Annotated in this window: 21 protein-coding genes and 1 pseudogene; 16 read left to right on the forward strand and 6 right to left on the reverse strand. The window is 68.5% G+C overall.

The window, feature by feature from the left end; all coding sequences use genetic code 11:
- Position 1: 1 nt before the first annotated feature.
- The gene (locus A5728_RS14785) at positions 2-349 is read right to left on the reverse strand and encodes a hypothetical protein (protein WP_231885560.1); all 348 of its coding nucleotides are present in this window, start codon (positions 347-349) and stop codon (positions 2-4) included.
- Between the two features lie 181 nt (positions 350-530).
- On the reverse strand, positions 531-764 hold the full coding sequence (locus tag A5728_RS14105) for a hypothetical protein (RefSeq protein ID WP_064846467.1): 234 nt from the start codon (positions 762-764) through the stop codon (positions 531-533).
- A 460-nt stretch (positions 765-1224) separates the two neighbouring features.
- Here A5728_RS14105 and A5728_RS07610 point away from each other — a divergent pair, with 460 nt between their 5' ends.
- Both A5728_RS07610 and A5728_RS07615 read left to right on the forward strand, forming a co-directional pair.
- Complete coding sequence (locus A5728_RS07610) at positions 1225-1518, forward strand: putative quinol monooxygenase (protein ID WP_064846468.1); 294 nt, start codon at positions 1225-1227, stop codon at positions 1516-1518.
- A 9-nt stretch (positions 1519-1527) separates the two neighbouring features.
- Positions 1528-2160, forward strand: coding sequence for a hypothetical protein (locus tag A5728_RS07615; RefSeq protein WP_064846469.1), 633 nt, complete (start codon positions 1528-1530; stop codon positions 2158-2160).
- Between the two features lie 147 nt (positions 2161-2307).
- Here A5728_RS07615 and A5728_RS07620 read toward each other — a convergent pair whose 3' ends face one another.
- Entirely contained in the window at positions 2308-3387 is a 1080-nt protein-coding gene (locus tag A5728_RS07620; protein WP_231885561.1) for a permease, read from the reverse strand.
- A 226-nt stretch (positions 3388-3613) separates the two neighbouring features.
- Between A5728_RS07620 and A5728_RS13580 the strand changes: the two genes are divergently transcribed.
- A complete protein-coding gene (locus A5728_RS13580) occupies positions 3614-3760 on the forward strand; it encodes a hypothetical protein (protein ID WP_197493124.1) in 147 nt (48 codons plus the stop codon).
- Between the two features lie 75 nt (positions 3761-3835).
- On the opposite strand, the gene A5728_RS07625 is transcribed toward A5728_RS13580, so the two are convergent.
- Positions 3836-5716, reverse strand: coding sequence for an AMP-binding protein (locus tag A5728_RS07625; RefSeq protein ID WP_064846470.1), 1881 nt, complete (start codon positions 5714-5716; stop codon positions 3836-3838).
- Positions 5717-5975: 259 nt separating this feature from the next.
- Here A5728_RS07625 and A5728_RS07630 point away from each other — a divergent pair, with 259 nt between their 5' ends.
- Positions 5976-6734 (forward strand): SDR family NAD(P)-dependent oxidoreductase, encoded by a 759-nt coding sequence (locus tag A5728_RS07630; protein ID WP_064846471.1) that lies wholly within the window; start codon positions 5976-5978, stop codon positions 6732-6734.
- A 207-nt stretch (positions 6735-6941) separates the two neighbouring features.
- Here A5728_RS07630 and A5728_RS07635 read toward each other — a convergent pair whose 3' ends face one another.
- A complete protein-coding gene (locus A5728_RS07635; protein WP_179861228.1) occupies positions 6942-7862 on the reverse strand; it encodes an NADP-dependent oxidoreductase in 921 nt (306 codons plus the stop codon).
- 119 nt (positions 7863-7981) lie between these two features.
- On the opposite strand from A5728_RS07635, the gene A5728_RS14110 reads away from it, so the two are divergent.
- From A5728_RS14110 to ald, 11 genes and pseudogenes are all read left to right on the forward strand, one after another.
- Positions 7982-8140, forward strand: coding sequence for a hypothetical protein (locus tag A5728_RS14110; protein WP_156523410.1), 159 nt, complete (start codon positions 7982-7984; stop codon positions 8138-8140).
- 41 nt (positions 8141-8181) lie between these two features.
- The gene (locus A5728_RS07640; protein ID WP_231885562.1) at positions 8182-8811 is read left to right on the forward strand and encodes an agmatine deiminase family protein; all 630 of its coding nucleotides are present in this window, start codon (positions 8182-8184) and stop codon (positions 8809-8811) included.
- Between the two features lie 6 nt (positions 8812-8817).
- Entirely contained in the window at positions 8818-9441 is a 624-nt protein-coding gene (locus A5728_RS07645) for a thymidine kinase (RefSeq protein ID WP_064846473.1), read from the forward strand.
- 30 nt (positions 9442-9471) lie between these two features.
- Positions 9472-10053 carry an orotate phosphoribosyltransferase gene (gene pyrE / locus A5728_RS07650; RefSeq protein WP_064846474.1) on the forward strand — a complete coding sequence of 194 codons (582 nt, stop codon included), beginning with the start codon at positions 9472-9474 and terminating at the stop codon, positions 10051-10053.
- Positions 10046-10741: an RNA methyltransferase gene (locus A5728_RS07655; protein ID WP_064846475.1), complete on the forward strand. Its 696-nt coding sequence runs from the start codon at positions 10046-10048 to the stop codon at positions 10739-10741. Before pyrE ends, A5728_RS07655 begins: the two co-directional genes overlap by 8 nt.
- Positions 10742-10826: 85 nt before the next feature.
- Complete coding sequence (locus tag A5728_RS07660) at positions 10827-12200, forward strand: lipase family protein (RefSeq protein ID WP_231885563.1); 1374 nt, start codon at positions 10827-10829, stop codon at positions 12198-12200.
- Positions 12201-12423: 223 nt separating this feature from the next.
- Positions 12424-13446 (forward strand): class II fructose-bisphosphate aldolase, encoded by a 1023-nt coding sequence (fbaA, locus tag A5728_RS07665; RefSeq protein WP_064846477.1) that lies wholly within the window; start codon positions 12424-12426, stop codon positions 13444-13446.
- A 120-nt stretch (positions 13447-13566) separates the two neighbouring features.
- Entirely contained in the window at positions 13567-14961 is a 1395-nt protein-coding gene (locus A5728_RS07670; protein WP_082943320.1) for an amidohydrolase, read from the forward strand.
- Positions 14962-15020: 59 nt separating this feature from the next.
- Positions 15021-16654 (forward strand): annotated as a pseudogene (locus A5728_RS07675) (AbgT family transporter).
- A gap of 111 nt (positions 16655-16765) precedes the next feature.
- The gene (locus A5728_RS07680; protein WP_064846478.1) at positions 16766-17188 is read left to right on the forward strand and encodes a DUF3151 domain-containing protein; all 423 of its coding nucleotides are present in this window, start codon (positions 16766-16768) and stop codon (positions 17186-17188) included.
- A 188-nt stretch (positions 17189-17376) separates the two neighbouring features.
- Complete coding sequence (ald, locus tag A5728_RS07685) at positions 17377-18465, forward strand: alanine dehydrogenase (RefSeq protein WP_064846479.1); 1089 nt, start codon at positions 17377-17379, stop codon at positions 18463-18465.
- A 94-nt stretch (positions 18466-18559) separates the two neighbouring features.
- Here the strand turns inward: ald and A5728_RS07690 are convergent, their stop codons facing one another.
- Positions 18560-20053 (reverse strand): amino acid permease, encoded by a 1494-nt coding sequence (locus A5728_RS07690; RefSeq protein ID WP_231885564.1) that lies wholly within the window; start codon positions 20051-20053, stop codon positions 18560-18562.
- A 206-nt stretch (positions 20054-20259) separates the two neighbouring features.
- Between A5728_RS07690 and A5728_RS07695 the strand changes: the two genes are divergently transcribed.
- The gene (locus A5728_RS07695; protein WP_064846480.1) at positions 20260-21438 is read left to right on the forward strand and encodes a polysaccharide pyruvyl transferase family protein; all 1179 of its coding nucleotides are present in this window, start codon (positions 20260-20262) and stop codon (positions 21436-21438) included.
- Positions 21439-21510: the final 72 nt, after the last annotated feature.

Below are 21510 nucleotides of genomic sequence, written 5' to 3' on the forward strand. Positions count from 1 at the left end.
CCTACTTCACCTCGCGCATGAGCACACGCCAGATCCCGATCACCAACGGGACGGACAGCAGGGCGAGACCGAACGCCACGCCCTGGAGCACGGCGATCAGCTGGGTGAGCCACCCGCCCGCGAGCTGTCCCCAGTCCGGATCGGGATTCAGGGACTGGCCGGTCAGCGCGGCGAGGATCAGGAAGGCCCCGAGGGCCATGACCCAGGCGAGAGCCACCGCGATGGTGCCCAGCGCCGCCGCCGAGAGCAGTTTGGCGAGGACCACGCGCAGCCTGCGGGGTTCCTGCGTGAAGGGGATGAGCGCGGTGCGCTGGCTCCACTCATTGCATGCCGTGATGATCCCGAGCACGGGCAGTAGCAGACCCTGGGGGTCGTGGTCACGGCCAGGGCCGCCGACAAGGGTGCGCCGTCGTTGCGTGCGACCCACATGAACAAGCCCAGGGCCAGAGCGGTCAGCACGCCGATGGCGATCAGCAGACCGCGCCCGGCGCGGGTGTCCACCTGCTTGCGCAGCTCGCCGCGCGGCAGGGTCAGGGGCACACGGCGTCGAGGTCCAGCATCTCGCCCACCCGCGCCCTGCCCGCATCCGTGATGGTGGCGGAGAGCTGCAGCACCTCGCGGCCGGTGCGTCCGGGGTGCTGCGCAGCGGCGTCGAGCATCACGCCCACGTGTCGGCTGGGGTTCGGCAGCTCCGCGTAGCGGCGGCCCAGCACGAGCGCCTCACACGAGCTCGCCGGCGTGAGACCGGTGAGCACCGCAGCCACCGAGGCAGGCGTGGTTTGTGGACATGTGCCTCCCACCTGTCCAGGTCGATGGTGACCCCTGGGCCCACCGAATCCTGCACCCTCCCTGCGAGTCGTTCGCCCTCACGGCGGCTGGCCTCCCGCTGCTCTGCCGTTGGCCAGCCCCTCTCGTGGTCGAAGTTCCGAGTCCAGACCAGGACGTCCCTGGTGAGTTTCAGCGGGAGGGGGAAGTCCTCCTGGTCCGGGAGACCGTTCTCTCCCCAGAACGGCCAGCTGAAGGTGTACTCGTTGAACATGCGAACGACGGGTGGTTCTGCCATGGCCGGTGCTCTCGTGTGGACGGACAGCGCGTGGTGGGGACATCTTGCCGGGGCCACGGTGCACGGCAGCGCATGCCTCCCCGCTGAACCGCGCCAGCTCGGGTCGGTAGCATGAGTCGGGCCGGTGACCGTCCGGCGTCAACATCGAGAGAGGACAACCCATGGCCTTCGTCTGCAGCGCCACCTGGACTGCAAAGCCCGGAGAGGAGGACACCGTGCGTGACGCGCTCTCCCACCTCTCCCCGGCCGCTCGCCAGGAGCCCGGGAACCTCTACTACCAGGCGTACCAGAGCCCGGAGGAGCCTGCCGTGTTCCGCATCTTCGAGGTGTACACGGACGAGGATGCGTTCACGGCCCATGTGAGCTCCGAGCACTTCGACCAGTGGGGAACACGCCAGGCGATCCCCGCCCTGGCGGAGCGCGCGCACAAGACCTACGAGACGCTCGACTTCTGACCGCCACACGTGACCAACTACGAGGGGACAACGTCGCCGCGCCCGGATCCTGCCCCGGCTGAACGAGGGCCCGCATGGGCCCTTGTCCTCAGCGAGGTCTTCCAGGCGCCGCTCGTGCTGGCCGCGCTGCTGGTGGTCCTGCCGTGGACCGTGCACAGGAGCCTCGGGGCACTGCTGTGGGGCGTGATGGCGGCGCTGGCGGTCTGCGGGGTCTCACTCGCCACGGTCACGGTGCTGGCGCGCCGGGGTGTGCTCACCGACCACCACGTGAGCGTCAAGGAGCACCGCCGACCCGTGATGCTGGGGACCTTCGCGCTGGTGGCCGTGTTCCTGGCGGTCAACCTCGCGTTCCACGGACCCGTGGAGGTCACCGGACTGCTCATGGCCACGCTCGCGGCGAGCGCAATGGTCGCGCTCGTGAGCCCGTTCTGGAAGATTTCCGTGCACGGGATGATGATGGGCGGCACTGCGGTGATCCTGCCCGTCGCGGTGGGGCCGTGGGGTCTGCTGTTCCTGCCCGTCGCGGTGGCGGTGTGCGTGAGCCGCCGCGTCCTGCGCGCCCATACGTGGGCCCAGTTGTTCGCGGGCTTCGGTTTCGGGATCGTCGTCCTGGGCGGGATCTACGCACTGATCGCCGGTTGACGACGACGCCGCGCGGCCCGGTGCCGTCGCCGCGCCAGGGGTCATCGTGCCGTCGGCCCATGTACGGGCGGCCGGGGCGCCGACCGCTATGCGGGCGACTCGAGTACCTGGTTTGTTGCCCGGACCAACCGGCCCTGACCCGCCGGCTCAGACCAGCGCGGTGAGCAGCGCTGCGGCCACCAACCCGCCGATCACGACCCACCCGGTGACCAGCAGCGTCTGTTTGGTCCCGAAATGCCGGGCGACCATGATGATCGAGGGGATGCTCAGGGCCGGCAGGGTGATGAGCAGGACCCCGGCCACCCCGTAACTTGCGCCCGCCGCGGTGAGCCCCACGATCACCGGGATCTCGCCGCCGGTGGGGATTACCAGGGCCGCCCCGATCAGGCCCACGATGAGCAGCGAGAAGAGCCCGGCGTGGTCCGCGAGACCCGTGAAGTCCGAGAGCCATCCGGCGAACAACCCCACCAGCAGCACCAGGATCACGTACTCCGGGACGATCACCACCAGGTACCGGCCCAGTGCTCGCCCGAACCGGGTGACCAGCTCACCCCAGTGCTGCGGATCGGCGGGGAGGGCCTCGGGGGTCTGCACCGTGACGGTCGAGAACGTGCGGCTCACGAGCACTGCGGCGATCAACACCACCGGGATGCCCACGGCCACGCGCGTGGTCACGAAGGGCCAGGACATGGTCAGCGCCAGGAACACCAGCACCGCCGGGTTGAGCAAGGGGTTTGCGAGCCAGTACGCCATGGTGGCCCCCGCGGGCGCACCGCTGCGGCGCAGTCCGATGGCCACCGGCGCGGTGCAGCACGTGCACATCATGCTGGGCAGTGCCAGCAGCGCCCCGGAGATCCCCTGACCCCACGAGGTCTTGCGGCTGAGCACCCGCAGCAACCAGCGCCGGGGGACCAGGGATTCGAGGGCCGCGGCCACGAGCAGGGCAACGAGAGCGGCCTTCCATACGGCCTTCAGGTAGACCACGGTGAAGTCGATCGCACCCCGCAACGACGGCGCGGACCCCGGTTCGCCCGCGGAGCCGAAGATCGCCGCACCGTTCCACACCCCGGTTTCGGCGAGCGTCTGGATCTTGGCCTCGTAGGGGAGCCACTTGGCCCAGAACAGCCCGCCCACGAGGATCGCCAGGGTGATGCCCAGTCCCACCCAGCCCAGGACGCGGGCGCGTGAGCGGTCGGTGGTCTCCACGGGAGTGACGGTGATGCTCACGGCGGGCCTTTCGCAGCAAGGAGGTTCCAGAGCGCCGTCATCCGGGGACGACGGCGCCCGGCAAGCTTACGTCCGCGCCGGAGCTTCGGAGCACAGGCCCGGGAACGCGCGACCCCGACATCACGCCGTGACGTGGGAGTGACGCACTGGACCCCTCTGTTGCACCCGGCACAGCGTTTTGGAAGGCTGGCTGGTGGATCAACAGTCGTCACATCCAGGAGTTCCCGTGACCCGTGGTCAGGGAATCGTGCCCGCCGCACTGCCCGCCCACGTCGCGGACAACAACGCCTATTCCTGCGGTGTGCTGGACGAAGATACCCTGCACGTGTCCGGGATGGTGGCGTTCGCTGCGATGGGGCGGATCGCCACGTAAGGACGACGACGCCGCTGCGGCGCCATCCTGCCGCGCGGTCTGTCGGGTGCCGCGCGAGGTGAACTGCCCGGACCCCTACTTCCCGCGCAGCGAGGGGAAGTCAGAGTCCGAGAACTCGGTGTGCTCCCCGGTGGTCCCGCCCTCCGGGCCGCCCGGGTGCAGATGGGCTTCCCGGGTGCGCAGTTCCACCCGGCGGATCTTGCCGGAGATGGTCTTGGGCAGGTCGAAGAACTCGAGGCGCCGGATTCGCTTGTACGGCGCGAGGTTCACGCGGCAGTGATGCAGGATGCTCTCCGCGGTCTCGGCGGTGGGCTCGTGACCCGCGGCGAGCACCACGTACGCCTTGGGAACGGCCAGGCGGATGGGATCCGGCGAAGGCACCACTGCCACTTCCACGACCGCGGGGTGCTCGATCACCACGGATTCCAGCTCGAAGGGAGAGAGCCGGTAGTCGGAGGCTTTGAACACGTCGTCCGCGCGGCCCACGTAGGTGAAGACCCCGTTCTCGTCCCGCGAGACCACGTCCCCGGTGTGGTAGACGCCGCCCCGGAACGCCTCATCGGTCTTCGCGGCGTCTCCGTGGTAGCCGGGTGTCAGGCTCACGGGACGCGGGTCCAGACGCAAGCACAGTTCGCCCTCGGTCTCGCTCACCTCACCGGTCGTGGTGTCGATCAGCACGGTCTCGTACCCGGGTAGCGCACGGCCCATGGCCCCGGGTTTCACGGGCATCCCGGGGGTGTTGGCGATCTGCAGTGAGGACTCGGTCTGACCGTACCCGTCACGGATCTCGGTGCCCCACGCGGCCTTGACCCGCGCGATGATCTCCGGATTCAGTGGTTCACCCGCGGACACCGTCTTGCGCGGCGGGTTCTTCAGATGGGTCAGGTCCGACTGGATGAGCATGCGCCACACGGTGGGCGGTGCGCAGAAGGACGTCACGCCCTCGCGGTCCATCTGGTCCATGAGTGCCACGGCGTCGAAGCGCGAGTAGTTGTAGAGGAACACGGTGGCACCCGCGATGAACGGTGCGTAGAAGTTGGACCACGCGTGCTTGCCCCACCCCGGCGACGCCACGTTCAGGTGCACGTCCCCGGGTTCCAGCCCGATCCAGTACATCGTGGACAAATGCCCCACGGGGTACGTGACGTTGGTGTGCTCCACGAGTTTCGGCAGGGACGTGGTCCCGGAGGTGAAGTACAACAGCAGCGGGTCATCCGCGGGCGAGGGCTCGGTCACCTCGAACTCCTCGGGACCCGCGAAGGAGTCCCGGTAGTCGATCACGGGGTGCTCCCCGATCTTCCGCGGGCTCGGTTCTTCACCCTCGCCCGACGACGCCGCAGTCCCGGCTTCCGGCGCTCCCGCAGCGTCGTCGTGCCCAGCGGAGGACGCGAAGACCGACGGTGCGGAACGGGGACGGTGATCGGGCTGATCGGGAACCTCGATGATCGTGAAGTCTCCGGGGACGTCCTCGAACTTCAGGGCATTCGTGTGGGACGTGACCACCCAGGCCGCCCGGCCGCGCTCCACGCGGTCCTGCAGATCGGCGGGCCCGAGCATCACGGTCGTGGGGATCATGGGTGCGCCCAGTTTGGTGCACGCAAGCATGGTTTCCCACAACTCCACCTGGTTGCCGAGCATGAGGATGACCCGGTCACCGCGGCGCACGCCCCGCGAGCGCAACCATCTGGCCAGCTGCGACGAGCGCCGGGACAGCTGCGCGTACGTGCGGCGGGTTTCGGTGCCGTCCTCCTCCACGATCACGAGGGCCTCGCGGTCCGCATCCTCGCCGTTGCCCAGGACGTCGAACCAGTCCAGGGCGAAGTTGAAATACTCGAACCGGGGCCACTCGAACTCGCGGTGTGCGGCGTCCAGGTCGGTGCGTAGGCGCAGCAGCTGGTCCCGTGCGGCGCGGAACCGCTGCGTGACGGAGTGTTCTGAGGCGGTGGTCTCGCTCATGGGATCCTCGCTGCGACGTGTGCGGATCCCCGGCCCGGCGCGCCGGTGGTGCTCGCGCCTCGAACCGGGGGTGGCTGGTTCCTCAAATTTACTGCACCGCACCGGGGCGTCGTCGCTGGTCGCGCGCTGACCGGGGCCTGCCGGCTCATGGGGCCCGTCGACCTGCGCGCACCGGAGCCGTACGATCGGGCGGAGAAGGCGACGAACGGCGTCATCAACAGCGTGCTGGACCGCCCACGAGGCGGGGAACGGAGCGGACATGGACATCAGGGACTCGACGGCGGTCGTCACGGGTGCGGCCTCCGGGCTGGGGGCGGCCACGGCCGCGGAACTCGTGGCGCGTGGGGCGCGCGTGATCGGCCTGGATCTGCCGCAGGTCGTGCACGCCGCCGCGCCGGTCGACGGCGTGCAATACGTGTCCGCGGACGTCACCGACGAGGAGCAGGTGCGGGCCGCCGTGGCCACCGCCGCGGACGTGGCGCCGTTGCGCACCGTGGTCAATTGCGCGGGCATCGGGACCTCCGCGCGCGTGGTGGGCAAGAACGGCGTTCACGACCTCGCATTGTTCGAGCGCGTGGTGCGGATCAACCTGGTGGGCACGTTCACGGTCCTCGCGCTCGCCGCGGAGGTCATGACCGCGCAGGAGCCCGTGGATGAGGCTGGTCAACGCGGCGTCATCATCAACACCGCCTCCGTGGCTGCCTTCGAGGGACAGATCGGCCAGGCCGCGTACGCCGCGTCCAAGGGTGGTGTGCATTCGATGACGATCGCCGCGGCGCGTGACCTCTCCTCCCGCGGGGTGCGCGTGATGACGATCGCCCCCGGGATCGTGGACACCCCCATGCTCGGTCGGGTGAGCGAGGATTTCCGCAGCGCCCTGGCGGAGTCCGTCCCCTTCCCGCACCGCCTGGCCCGCCCGGACGAGTACGCCCAGCTCGCGGGGATGATCGTGGAGCACGACTACCTCAACGGGGAGACCATCCGCATGGACGGCGCCCTGCGCATGGCGCCGCGCTGATCCTCGCTGCCGCGCGCCTGTCCCGTCCCGGCCACGCAGCCACGGGCGACGACACCGCACGGCCCCGCACATGACGATGCCTCGTCACGGTCCACCCGTGACGAGGCATCGTCGTGATGTGGTCAGAGCTCCGTGGCCCCGGCCTGCGCGAAAGCCCCCCGGGAGTCGCCCCGCTGAGGTCGAGACGCCCCCGGGGCGTTCCGCGGATCAGTCGACCGTGAGCACGATCTTGCCCACGGCGTGGCCCTCCTGGCTGGCGGTGAATGCGTCCGGCAGCTGCGCGAGCGGGAAGGTGCGGTCCACGCGGACGGTGAGCTTGCCGTCGTCGGCCAGGCGAGCGAGCTCGGTGAGCTGCTCTGCGTCCGGAGAGACCCACATGTAGCTCCCGCCGTGCTCCTCCACCTCGGGGTCCGCGATGGAGGCGTGCTGGCCGCCGTCCGCGAGCACGGCGACGGAGTCCTCCACCACGCCGCCCACGAAGTCCACGACGATGTCCACACCGTTCGGGGCAAGCTCCTTGACGCGCTCCACGAGACCGTCCCCGTACTCCACGGGCTCCGCGCCGAGCTCACGCACGTAGTCGTGGTTCTTGGTCGATGCGGTGCCGATCACCCGCGCGCCGAACGCCTTGGCGATCTGCACGCCCATGCTCCCCACACCACCGGAGGCCGCGTGGATCAGCACGGTCTTGCCCTCCGCGAGACCCAGTCGGGTAAGCACCTGGTACGCGGTGAGTCCCGCGAGCGGCAGCCCTCCGGCCTGTTCCCAGGAAAGACTCTTCGGCTTGGGGGCGAGTGCGCGCACGGGGACGGAGACGTACTGGGCAAACGTGCCGCCGTGGATCCAGTCCTTGCGGGCGTAGGCGATCACCTCATCGCCCTCGGAGACGCTGGGGGTGTCGAAGCCCTTGCCCACGACGACGCCCGCGACGTCCCAGCCGGGGGTCGCCGGGAACTGGACGGTCATCATGGGATCCAGCCCGCCGGACATGACCTTCCAGTCCACCGGGTTGATGCCCGCGGCCTTCACCTTCACCAGGACCTCACCGGGGCCCACCTTGGGCATGGGCTGGTCGGTGAGCTCCAGTACGGAGGTGTCGCCGTACTGCTGATATGTCTGCGCCTTCATTGTGGTCATGTCTGTCTCAACAGCCCCGGGCGGGGACCTTATTCCATGCCGCAGCAAGGTCTGTCATTCCGGACCGGCCCCTGGGTGCCGGCGGCCACCCTCAACCCCCGCCGCAGCACGTGCGCCATGGCGTCCAGTCCTCCACCGAGGAGATCACGGACCGCGGCTACCTGATGCAGGCCGTCTTCCTGGTCCTGCGGCCGTGGGGCGGCGTCGTCGTGCCTCTACCGGGCGGGTGCAGGAGCGCTGAGGCCAGGGACCAGGGGCGCGCGGCCTGACCCGCTCCGCAGGGTGAGCCGCAGCACCCCCTGGGCGTGGAATGGTGGACCCTGGGAAGAAACGACTTGTCGCCGAGTGGGAGCCCGCGCTCGGGGCCTTCGTCACCTGGCCCGCGGCGTTGCCGGGTGCCCTGTTGCGAGACCTCGCGCTGGACGCACACCTGTGGGTCCTCGTCACGGACGCCGCCTCGGAGATCGACGCCGCCGCGTGGTTCGCGTCCCAGGGCGTCTCCCCGGACCGGGTCACGTTCGTCCATGCGCCGCAGGGCGACGACGCCGTGTGGGTGCGCGACTGGGGCCCGCACCCCGTGATGGACGAGCATGGTCAGCTGTGGTGCGTGGGCCCGCGGTACGTTTACGCCACGCCGTTCACTGCCCACGAGCCGGGCGCGCCCCTGGAGACTGCAGGCCGCGAGCCCCTCGCCGCGCTCGAGTCCGAGCCCGTGGACCAGCGTGCCCAGCCCGCGCTCAGCCGGGCGCTGGGGCTGCCGTTCGAGAAGCTCCCGCACGCCCATGCGGGAGACCGCACTGAACGGCGAGTACACGGCCCACTTGCCGCAGGCCCGGCCTCGGGTGAGATCGAGTACGCGGTCGAGGTGACCTCCGAGGACGGCCGCGTGCAGCGCTGGCCGCGCCCGTCGAAGGCGTGGCTGCGGGCGGCGATAGACTGACCGACCGTGGCCAAGCTCTACTTCCGCTACGGCGCGATGAACTCCGGGAAATCCACGGCGCTGCTCCAGGCCGCCTACAACTACGAGGAGCGCGGGCAGCGCGTGCTGCTCGCCAAACCCCACGTGGACACCAAGGGCGAGGACCAGATCCTCTCCCGGCTGGGTGTCACCCGCACGGTGGACTTCCTGATCCAGCCCGGCGAGAGCGCCATGGGCCTGTTCAAGCGCCACTCCACCGGCGATGACCCGGAGGCCCTGCTCGAGCATGTGGACGCCCAGCCCGTGGCGTGCCTGCTGGTGGACGAGGCGCAGTTCCTGGAGACCGGGCAGGTGGACGACCTGCTACGGATCGCCGTGCTGCTGGACGTGCCCGTGATGGCCTACGGCATCCGCACCGACTTCCGTACCCGTTCCTTCCCCGGCTCCGAGCGGCTCATGGAGCTCGCCCACACCCTGGAGGAGCTCAAGACCATCTGCCGCTGCGGACGCAAGGCCCTGTTCAACACGCGGAGGGTGGGCGACGACTTCGTGTTCGAGGGGGACCAGGTGGCCATCGACGGCGTGGCCGTCACCTACGAGTCCCTGTGCGCGGCGTGCTACCTGCGAGAATCCGGCGGCAGGCTGGGCTGAGGGGTTAGCCCCGACACGTAAACTGCCCGTATGAGCACCGACTTCTCTCCCGTGGACCTGGCCACCGCCCGTGAGCGCCTGCGCGAACTGATCAAGGACCTCGCCGTGGTGCGGGGCAAGGTCACGCTGGCCAGCGGCATCGAAGCGGACTACTACGTGGACCTGCGCCGCGTGACCCTGCACCACGAGGCTTCCCGGTACGTGGGTCAGGTCATGCTCGGTCTGCTGGACGAGGCCGGGATCGCGTTCGACGCCGCCGGTGGGCTCACCATGGGCGCGGACCCGGTGGGCCACGCGATCATGCGCACGGCCGGGGACCAGGGCCGCGCCGTCGACACCTTTGTGGTGCGCAAGGCTCAGAAGTCCTACGGCATGGGGCGTCAGGTGGAGGGCCCCAGCGTGGTGGGCCGGGACGTGGTGGTCGTGGAGGACACCTCCACCACCGGCGGTTCCGCCCTGACCGCCGTGGAGGCGCTGCAGAAGGCGGGCGCGAACGTCGTGGCCGTTGCCGTGATCGTGGACCGCCGCACCGGCGCCAAGGAGCGCATCGAGGAGACCGCGGGCGTCCCGTGCCTGTACGCCTACTCCAAGGACGAGCTCGGGCTTGACTGAGCCGGACGCGTCCGGGTCTCGGCAGGACGACGACGCTGCGCCCCGCGTCGTCGGCGTGGGCCCCTGGCAGGGCGAGTGGCCCGCCGGCGAGCGCTGGGACCCCGAGCTGCTGCGCGAGGGCGACCGCCGCAACGTTGCGGACCAGTACCGCTACTGGCGCATGGACGCGATCATCGCGGACCTGGACTCCAGGCGCCACGCCTTCCACGTGGCGGTGGAGAACTGGGAGCACGACTTCAACATCGGCTCCGTGGTGCGCACCGCCAACGCGTTCTTGGCTCGTGAGGTGCACATCATCGGACGACGCCGCTGGAACCGCCGCGGAGCCATGGTCACGGACCGCTACCAGCACGTGCGCCACCACGCGAGTGTCGCGGAGTTCACGGCCTGGGCACGCGGCGAGGGACTCGCGGTGCTCGCGATCGACAACGTCCCCGGTTCCCAGCTGCTCGAGACGTTCGAGCTGCCCGAACGCTGCGTCCTGGTGTTCGGTCAGGAGGGCCCGGGGGTCTCCGAGGAGCTCGTCGCGGAGGCGGACGCGGTGCTGGCCATCGAGCAGTTCGGCTCCACCCGCTCCATCAACGCCGGAGCGGCCGCCGCCGTGACCATGCATGCATGGATCCGCCGCCACGTGTTCGAGCAGCGTCCTGCGCCCTCGTCCGACGTCACGAAGGGCACGGGAGCGTGAAAAAGGCCGGCCGACCATAGCCAGGAGGCAGAAGTTACCGTAGGGTCATGTGAATTGAATCACATGATGAAAGGTTCGCATGCTCATGGCTGCCTCGACCACTCGACCATCGTCCTTGCGGCGTTCTGCGGGTGCCCTCGCCCTGGGCGTTGGGCTGCTGCTTGCTGGACTGCAGCCCGCGAATGCGCAGAGCGCAGCAGGCTCCGCACCGGATGGCGGTTTCTCCGAGCTGCCGCGTAGCGAGCAGGACCAGAAGCTCCAGGAGCAGGGGCTGACCCGCGATGATCTTGCTCGCGAGGATGCGCTGAAGAAGCTCCGCAGCTCCACGGACACGGACTTCTACAGCACCCCGGCGCAGCTGCCTGCCGCCAACGGGGGCGTGGTGCGTTCGGAGCCGTCCACGTTCTACCTGGACCCCGTCAAGCTCATCAAGCCCAATGCGTCCGCCACGCGCATCATGTACAGGACCACCAACAGCAAGAACCAGGCCGTGGCCACCACGGGCACCGTGCTGCAGTCCAAGGCTGCGTGGCGCAAGCCCGGCCCACGGCCGCTCGTGGTGCTGTCCTCGGGTACCCAGGGTATGGGCGACTCGTGCGCGCCGTCCCGTCAGATGGCCATGGGCACGAACTCCGAAGGCCTCAGCCTGGCCGGCCTGATCAATGCTGGCTACAACGTGGTGGCCCCGGACTACATCGGTCTGGGCACTGACGGCGCCCACACCTACATGAACCGTGTGGACCAGGCTCACGCCGTGCTCGATGCCGTGCGCGGTGCGCAGCAGCTCGGCATGGAGGGAGTGGACGCTAAGACGCCCGTGGCCGCCGTGGGATACTCGCAGGGCGGCGGTGCCACGGCTGCAGCCGCGGAGAGCGCCCCTGAGTACGCCCCGGAGGTGCAGCTCAAGAGTGCCTGGGTGGGTGCGCCGCCCGCGGACCTCACACTCACGGGTCAGCACATCGACTCCTCTCTCTTCTCCGGCCTGTCCTTCTACGTGATGGGGGCGGCCGAGGACTCCGGGGTGGCGGTTCGGGACAGACTCAATGCTGAAGGGCAGAGGCGCTATGACAAGGCCCAGGACAGCTGCCTGGTGGGCACCGTCCTCGCCGACGCCCTGGTGCCGTCCGAGAAGCTCACGGCTGACGGGCGCTCCTTCTCCCAGCTGCTCGGGGACCCCGCTCTGAAGGCGTACCTGGACGAGCAGACCATCGGTGCCGCGGGCCGCCACCCTCGTGTCCCGGTGCGCATCGCCCACACCGTGGCGGACGACGTCGTGCCCTACCAGTCGGGCCGACGGCTCGCCCAGAAATGGTGCGCCTCCGGGGTGAACGTCTCCATGCAGACGCTCGCTACGCCCACCCATGTGGGTGCCTCCCTGGAAGGCATTCCCTCGATGCTCGTCTACCTGGACGCACGGTTCAATGGCATCCCGCAGACCAGCTCATGCTGGCGGCTGTGAGCGCCACGGGGCAACGACCCCCGGGCGCCGCGCACCCACCGAGGAGGTCACCCGTGGGTCCGCACGTGGTCACGGCGGCGTGACCACGGCGCGGCTCTGAGCCGATCGGGCCGCAATTTTGCGGTGCCGTCCCGGGTCACGAGCAGACCCGTCACCTAGACTGGAAACAGGCCTCAGGCCACGGTCCAGCCGTGCATCGGGAACCCAGTAGAAGGAGTGTTTCATGCCCATCGCAACCCCTGACGTTTACTCCGAGATGATCGACCGGGCCAAGGAGAAGGGCTTCGCCTACCCGGCCATCAACGTGACCTCCTCCCAGACCCTCAACGCCGCGATCCGCGGTTTCGCCGAGGCGGGTTCGGACGGCATCATTCAGGCCTCCACCGGTGGTGCGGCGTACTGGTCCGGCTCCTCCGTGAAGGACATGGTCACGGGTTCGCTGGCCATGGCGGCGTTCGCCCGCGAGGTTGCCAAGAACTACGACGTCAACATCGCGCTGCACACCGACCACTGCCCCCAGGACAAGCTCGAGGGCTTCGTGCTGCCGCTGCTGGCCGAGTCGGAGAAGGCCGTGGCCCGCGGTGAGGACCCCATCTTCCAGTCGCACATGTGGGACGGTTCCGCGATCGATCTGGACGAGAACCTCAAGATCGCCCAGGAACTGCTGGAGCGCACCCACAAGGCCAAGATCATCCTCGAGGTGGAGATCGGGGCCGTGGGCGGCGAGGAGGACGGCGTCGTCGGCGAGATCAACGACACGCTCTACACGACCGTCGAGGACGGCATGAAGACCATCGAGGCGCTCGGCGCCGGAGAGAAGGGCCGTTACATCACGGCGCTGACCTTCGGCAACGTGCACGGCGTGTACAAGCCCGGCAACGTGCGCCTGCGCCCCGAACTGCTCAAGCAGATCCAGGACGAGGTGGGTGCCAAGATCGGCAAGGACCGCCCGTTCGACCTCGTGTTCCACGGCGGCTCCGGTTCCACCGCGCAGGAGATCGCGGACGCGGTGTCCTACGGCGTGATCAAGATGAACGTGGACACCGACACCCAGTACGCGTTCACGCGCCCCGTGGCCGGGTTCATGTTCAGCAACTACGACGGCGTCCTCAAGGTCGACGGCGAGGTCGGCAACAAGAAGAAGTACGACCCCCGCGTGTGGGGCGCCGAGGCCGAGACCGGCATGGCCGCCCGCGTGGTGGAGGCGTGCCAGAACCTCGGTTCCGCGGGTACCTCCATCAAGTAGGTTCCCCCTGCTCCTCCGGTGCCCCGTACCCCGTGGTGCGGGGCACCGTCGTGTCTCGGGCCGCAACACTACAGGGCCGCTCACCGGGGTGATGCGAATCACTTGTTACGCTCCCCAAGTATGGGAACGAGCCACTCACCGGAAGAAAGCCCAGACCGCGACCGCCACCACCTGACGGTCAATTCCGAGCCCTCCCGGGCCTACCTCGAACAGCTCGAGCAGGATACGGAACGTCGTAAGAACGAGCTGAAACATCACTTGGCCAGCCACGACGGCGCAGCGAATGAGCTGCATGAGCGTCTTGAATCCTCGATCGAGGGCCAGACCACGGCCCTCGGTCACGTACTGCACGAACTGCATGAGAACCCCGAAACGGCATTCCAGGAACATCGTGCGGTCAAGCTGATCGTCGATCATCTGGCGGACCATGACATTCCCGCGGAGAACCCCGCTTTCGGTCTGGACACCGCCATTCGCGCTGAGGTGACCTCCGAGGACTTCGACCCGGCGTGTCACCGCACCATCGCGATCATGTCGGAGTACGACGCCCTGCCCGGTATCGGCCACGGCTGCGGACACAATGTGATCGCCGTGACCGGCCTGGGTGCGTTCGTGGCACTCGTCGAGCTCATCCGGGGCACACCCTCCGCGTTCTCCGGCCGCGTGGTTTACCTGGGAACGCCCGCAGAGGAGGGTGAAGGTGGCAAAGAGATCATGGCCAGAGCAGGTGCACTGGAGGGTATCGACGCCGCGGTCATGGTGCACTCCTACATCGCGGATCTCGTGGACCAGGTGTGGCTCGGTCGCCGTCAGTGCACGGTGCACTATCGCGGTGCGGCAGCTCACGCGTCGTCGCACCCGTTCATGGGACGCAACGCTCTCGACGCCGCGGTGCTCGCCTACCAGGGGCTGGGCCTGCTGAGACAGCAGACCCCGCCCACCGATCGGATCCATGCCGTACTACCCGAGGGCGGAGAACGCCCCAACATCATCACCGAGGCCGCCACCCTGCAGCTGTACGTCCGTTCCCAGCGCCCTGCGACCCTGAAGGCCTTGTCCCAACGGGTGACCGAGGTTCTCCAGGGTGCCGCGCTGATGGCCGGGGTGGATGTCGAGATCGATTGGGATTCGTCCCCCGCCACCCTTCCCGTGCTGGGCAATTCGCCCCTCTCCGATCGGTGGGTCCTCGCTCAACGGCGCCGCGGGCGCGATCCTTACCCGGCGGGCACGGTGTCCGAGGTGCTGGCCGCGTCCACGGACTTCGGCAACGTCAGCTATCGGATTCCCGGTATTCACCCGTTGATCAGCATCACGGACCAGGACATGGGCCTGCACACCCGGGATTTCGCGGCTGCTGCAGCTACCCCGCAGGCAGAAGCTGCGGGTGTCGACGGCGCGTACGGACTGGCAGCGGTGGCTCTCGACTATCTGGTCGATGATGCACTGGCTCAACACGTCCGTGATGACTTCCACGCCGGCGGGGGCGGCATTGCCGTGGAGAGCTATTTCGACTGAACCGGAGCCGGCGGGCCACGCATCGACATTTTTCGACCACTGACCTCGATGGAGTACACATGACCGCCACCGCGACCAAGAGATCGAATGTGGGAGACAGACTCCTCACCGGTATCGAGCGGGTGGGCAACAAGCTGCCCGAGCCCTTCGCCCTGTTCACCATCCTGTTCCTCATCACGGCGGTCGTGTCCACCGCCATGGCCTGGGGCAACGTGGTCGTACACGTACCGGGGAAGGATGAACCCCTGGCGATCAAGGGTCTGTTCACCGGGGAAGGTCTCGCGTGGTTCACCACGACCCTGGGGGAGAACTACATCGGGTTCCCGCCGTTGGTCACCGTGGCCACCATTCTGCTGGCGATCGGGATCGCGGAGAAGTCCGGGTTTCTGGCCGCCGCCATCCGATTCACGATCGGTGGAGCCCCCCGCTGGTTGCTGCCGTACACCGTGGGTTTCGTGGGCGTGGTGGGTCGATCATGGCCGATTCCGCGTTCGTGGTGATTCCGCCTCTGGCCGCCCTTGCGTTCAAAGCAGCCGGCCGTCACCCGGTGGCAGGTCTGCTCGGCGGCTTCGCGTCGGCCGGTGCTGGTTACTCCACCAATATCTTCCCGACGTCGCTCGATGCCCTGTTCGCGGGCATCACCAACGCCGTGATCCCTACCGTGCCCGCGCTCGCGAATCACGCCACCGAGGCCAACCCGCTGTCCAACTACTACTTCAACATCGTCGCGGCGGTCGTACTCTCCTGCGTGGCGGGGTTCGTCATCGACAAGGTGGTGGAACCGCGAGTCATGCGAGCGGGGGTGTCCAAGGACGAGGTCAACCCGGAGACGGGTCAGCTCATGACCGACACCCGCGCCATGCGCATCGTGGGGGACGAGCAAACCGTTGCGGAGTCCCGGGAACCCCAGGTCGAGGCCGGATTGTCCCCTAGGGAGAAAAAGGCACTTCTGTGGGCATGTGTGACGTTCGTGCTGATCGGTGTCGCACTGACCGTCTTCACACTCTTGCCGAGCTCACCATGGCGCAACGAAGACGGGAACTTCCTCCCCAAATCACCGCTGTTGGCGTCCATCGTCTTCATCATCTTCGTGTTCTTTTCCGTGAGCGGTTACGTCTACGGCCGGATTGCGGGAACCGTTCGGGGATTCAAGGACGTCCCGGTGATGATGGGAGCAGCCCTCAAGGACATGACGTCCTTCCTGGTCCTGGCGTTCATCCTGGGGCAGTTCATCGCGCTGTTCAACTGGTCCGGGATCGGTTCCTGGATCGCGGTCACCGGCGCATCGGGTCTGGAAAACGCAGGTGTCACCGGCTTCCCCGTGATCATCGGGTTCATCATTCTGTGTTCGATCCTGAACCTGTTCATCATTTCGGGATCCTCCATGTGGACTCTGATGGCCGCAGTCTTCGTGCCGATGTTCGGCATTCTGGGATTCGAGCCCGCCTTCATCCAGGCGGCGTTCCGCGTGGGTGACTCGGCGACGCAGGTGATGACCCCTCTCAACCCCTACATGGTCGTGCTGCTCGCCATGCTCCGTAAGTACGAACCCTCTGCCGGGCTGGGGACGGTGATGGCCAGGATGATTCCGTTCGTAGTCCCCTTCTGGGTGGTGTGGGTTCTCATTCTCATGGTCTTCTACTTCCTCGGACTGCCGTTGGGCCCGGGAGTGGGCATCATGATCACGCACTGAACCGCTTCGACGGCGCTCGGCGACGTCGTGCGCGAACGGCGTGGAGCGGCGTCGTGCGCGCTGCGTAGAGTGGCAACGAACCCTTGAACTCGGCGTGGAAAGGAACCCACCGTGGCACTGCTCGGCAAGAATCTGCTGGACGAACCGGCTCCCACCTATCTGGACGAGAACCCCGAGCTGACGGCCCGCCTCGACGCGGGTGACGTGGCCGAGGACCTCGCGGCGGCCTTCCCCAAGGAGCAGTTGCCGTGGGCGATGCTCGCGGAGGAGGCGCTCGCGGACGGCCGCACTCTGGAGGGGTACGCCTACGCCCGGGTGGGCTACCACCGCGGGTTGGACTCGCTGCGCGGCCATGGATGGAAGGGGCACGGCGCGGTGCCGTACTCCCACGAACCCAACCGCGGGTTCCTGCGGGCGCTGGCAGCGTTGGGCCAGGCCGCCGCGCAGATCGGCGAGATGGACGAGGCCGCCCGGATCGAGAAGTTCCTCCACGATTCGGACCCGGAGGCGGCGGAGCAGATCGCTCGCCGCTGACCCCGTCCGGCTGCGACGATGAACCGGTCGCCCGGTCCTGAACGGACCGGGCGACCTGGTCATACTCGCCCCGGCCCCCTGTGCGGGTGCGGGTGACGCGGGGCACAATGGAAGGACAGCCGGGGCCCATCGCCAGACCCGAGCACACCTCCTCGGGTACGCGTGCCCCATGAGAGGAGCGCGCCGTCATGAGAATCTCCGTACCCCGTGAGATCAAACCGGAAGAGGCCCGCGTGGGCCTCACCCCCACCATGGTCACCGCACTGGTCGCCGAAGGCCACGAGGTGTTCGTCGCGGAGCACGCGGGGGAGGGCGCGGGTTTCTCGGACGAGTCCTACCGCGCGGCGGGAGCGCGGATCACGTCCCAGGAGGACGCGTGGGCGCAGGCCGAGCTGCTGGTGAAGGTCAAGGAGCCGATCGCCTCCGAGTACGACTTCCTGCGCCCGGACCTCACGCTGTTCACGTACCTCCACCTGGCTGCGAGCCGTTCGCTGACGAAAGCACTGCTGGACAGGGGCACCACGGGGATCGCCTATGAGACCGTTCGGGTGGGACGCACGCTGCCCCTGTTGCGCCCGATGTCCGAGATCGCGGGCCGCCTGGCGATCGCCAACGCCGCACACCACCTCCAGCACCACGCGGACGGCCCCGGGATCCTCCTGGGTCGGGTGCCCGGCGTTGTTCCGGCCACCGTACTGGTGATCGGCGGTGGCACCGTGGGTGAACACGCGGCCCGCGCAGCGGTGGGGGCCGGCGCGGACGTCACGATCCTCGAGGCCAACGGCGATCGCTTGCGACAATTGGACGCGCTGTTCCCCCACGCCCGGGTCCTGATGAGCGACACCCACCGCCTGGATGAGGAACTGCCGCGCGCGGACGTGGTCGTGGGTTCCGTCCTGGTCCCGGGCGCCTTCGCCCCCAAGCTCGTGCGCCGGGAGCACCTGTCGATCGTGAAGCCCCATGCGCTGCTCGTGGACGTGGCCGTGGACCAGGGCGGGTGCTTCGAGACCACTCGGCCCACCACGTACGACGACCCGGTCTATGCCGTGGACGGCATTCGCCACTACTGCGTGGCGAACCTGCCCGGCGCCGTGCCCGTCACGGCCACCCAGTCGCTCACGCACGCGACGTCCCCGTACGTCATGGCGTTGGCGCGCGGTGTGGACGCCGCCCTGGAGAACGACGCCGCTCTGGCTGCCGGGCTCTCGACCCGTGCCGGGCAACTGCACTCACCGGGCGTGGCCGCGGCCTTCCCCGACCTACCCGCGGCCAGCTGAGAACGCCGACGGCGCGCCCTGGAGCCGGGGCGCGCCGTCGTCCGAGCGACTCGGGATCTGCGCTCGGTCACGCCATCGTCGGCGTGGAGCGGGGTCAGAGCCGGGGTACGACGTCGTCGGCCTCGCCGGTTGAGGAGGTTTCCTCGGGGTGGACGCGTGAACTCGTGAAGACCTTGCACGCGAGCGCGATCAGGCACACCAGGATGAACGTGGCGATGAGCTGGAACCGCACGGCGGTGTCCAGGAGGCCCAGGACGACGATCGCGGCCAACAGGGCCAGGGCGAAGTAGGACAGCCACGGGAAGGCCCACATCTTCAGCGGCGAGGACACCCCGGCGCGGTCGGCGCGCTTGCGCAGGATGATCTGGGAGATCAGCGCCAGGGCCCAGACCACCAGGCACGTGGAGCCAATCACGTTGAGCATGACGTTGAGCACCGTCTCGGGCCACAGGTAGTTGAGCACCACGGCGATGAAGCCGAAGAGCACCGAGATCGTGACGGCGAGGCGGGGAACCCCGCGCGAGGAGGTGGCCGCGAGCCCACGCGGTGCGGATCCCCGGCGCGCGAGGGAGTAGAGCATGCGCGAACTGCCATACACGTTCGCGTTGAGCGCGGACAGCAGCGCCAGGATGATGACGATGTTCATCAGGACGTTCGCACCGGGGATCCCCACCTCCGTGAGGACCGCGACGAACGGGCTGGAGGAGAGGCCCTCATTGTTCCACGGCAGCACCAGCACCATGACGGTCACGGAGCCCACGTAGAAGATCAGGATGCGGATCAGGATGGTGCGGATCGCGCGGGCCACGTTGGTCTGCGGGTCCTCCGTCTCGGCGGCGGCGATAGTCACGAGCTCGGTGCCGCCGAACGCGAAGACGACCACCAGCAGTGCGGCCGCAACCCCCGTGATGCCGTTGGGCATGAACCCGCCGTGCTCCGTGAGGTTGGACAGCCCCGGGCTCGGAGCGGGCAGCACACCGATCAGCAACAGCACACCCACGACCAGGAACGCCACGACCGCGGCGACCTTGAGCAGCGCGAACCAAAACTCCGTCTCACCCAACGTGCCCACGCGCACCAGGTTGATGACCGTGAACACGGCCATGAAGATCAACGCCCACAACCATTGGGGCAGCGAGGGCCACATCTCGGTCACGAGCTGCGCGGCGGCGGTGGCCTCCGCGGCCACGACCACCACGATCTGGGCCCACCACAACCACCCGAGGGCGCGACCGATCGTGGGTCCCATGGCCTTGCCCGCGTAGGTCGAGAACGCGCCGGAGGACGGATCCGCGGCGGCCATCTCGCCCAGCGCGCGCATCACGAGCACGAGCAGCAGACACGCCACGAGGTAGGAAATCAATACGGCGGGCCCGGCGGTCTGGATCGCCGCGCCCGTCCCCACGAACAGGCCGGTGCCGATGGCCGAGCCGAGCGCCATCATCACCAGGTGGCGTGGCTTGAGGTAACTCCCCTGTGGCGGTTGCGACGGCGCGTGCGGCGAGTGCTCGCGGGATCCCCCGTGGATCACGCTGGCCGAACCGCGTGCGCCGGTGGGACCGTCATGGGGTGGGCGGGGTGCAGTCATGGGAGAGAACATTACCCGTCCGCACGGGCACCGGTGGTGGCCGTCCGTCATCCTGCGCGCGGCAGACGGGACCGGATGGGGCTACTCTGGGGCTGCCGCGGCCGATGTGTTCGGCGCGGTGATTCGCCGAGCCGACAACGGCCCCGCCGATGGGGACACCGTGCAACCCCTAAATCCTGGGATCGACCTGTGGGTACCCTGCATCCATGCGCAATCTTCTGAAGGACCATCGACGGGTCCCTCCCGCTCGCAAGCCCCCGATCTACCTGATCTCGTGGGCGGGCTACCCGAATTTCGGGGACGAGCTGATTGCGGCCACCTGGGTCAACTACCTGGCCAAGGTGGCACCCACCACGGACGTGTGGCTGGACGTCCGCGAACCGGGGACCGTCACCGCCCTGCTGCGCGGCATCCATCCACGACTGCATGTGGTCAATACGGTCTTCCGCGCTCTGCACGACGTGGAACACGGCTCGGGGCGCTCGATGCGCAGCCTGATCGAGGATCTGGGGTCCCCGAAGTACGACGCGGGATTGCTCGCCCTGCGCGAAGCGAGCACCGTGCACCTGCTGGGCGGCGGGGTGCTGCACCGGGACTGGGCCGCGAACCTGCACATCGTCGAGGCGATGCGCGCGGTCCGGGAGGTCTCGGGAGCGCGGTTGTTCGCCACGGGTCAGGGGCTGATGCCCTTCGCGGGGGACCCGCTCACGGACCTGGACCACCTCAGCGTGCGAGACCGCCCCAGCGCCCAGGCCGCCGGAGTGCCCATGGGGTTCGACGACGCTTTCCTCCTCGCGGAGGACGCCCGCCACGCACGGGCCCTCGGGCTCCTGGCCGGGCACAAGGGGGATGGGTCGTCCGCTCGCACCGAAGGTACGGACGCCCCGAGCGAGGTGGTGGTGTGCGTGCAGTCGGACACCCTGGCGGAGGGGTCCTTCGAACGGATGCTGGACTTCGCCGGGGCGCAAGTGCGGCGGTGGGACCTACCCCGGGAATCCGTGCGCTACCTCGAGGCCATCCCCGGGGACGATCATGAGGGCTTCGACCGGCTGCGGGATCTCGTGGCCCCGGACGGGTTCATCCCGTTCCAGGCCGCATGGGACGGGGATTTCACGTTCGGGCCGCACCAGGTGTGGCTGACCACCCGTTTCCACCACCACCTGGTCGCGGCGCTGCACGGGGCCAGGGGTGTCGCGCTCAGCGGCAAACCCGGGTACTACGACGTCAAGCACCAGTCCGTGATCGAGGTCGGCTCCAACTGGTCGCTGGTCCATGCCGGGCAGACCTCGGAGCCTGTGGCCCTGGAAGAACTGACGGCGCCCGCGGGCTTCGCCGAGGCGGTGCGTGCCAAGCGGGACGAGGCGAAGCAGCTCTACGGCCGGTAGGGCAAAAGGCCTGACCCGGACACGGCGAGGGCCCCGTGACACCCACACTGTGGCTGCCACGGGGCCCTCGCC

Source organism: Kocuria sp. ICS0012 (assembly GCF_001665945.1).
Classification (GTDB): Bacteria; Actinomycetota; Actinomycetes; order Actinomycetales; family Micrococcaceae; genus Kocuria; species Kocuria marina.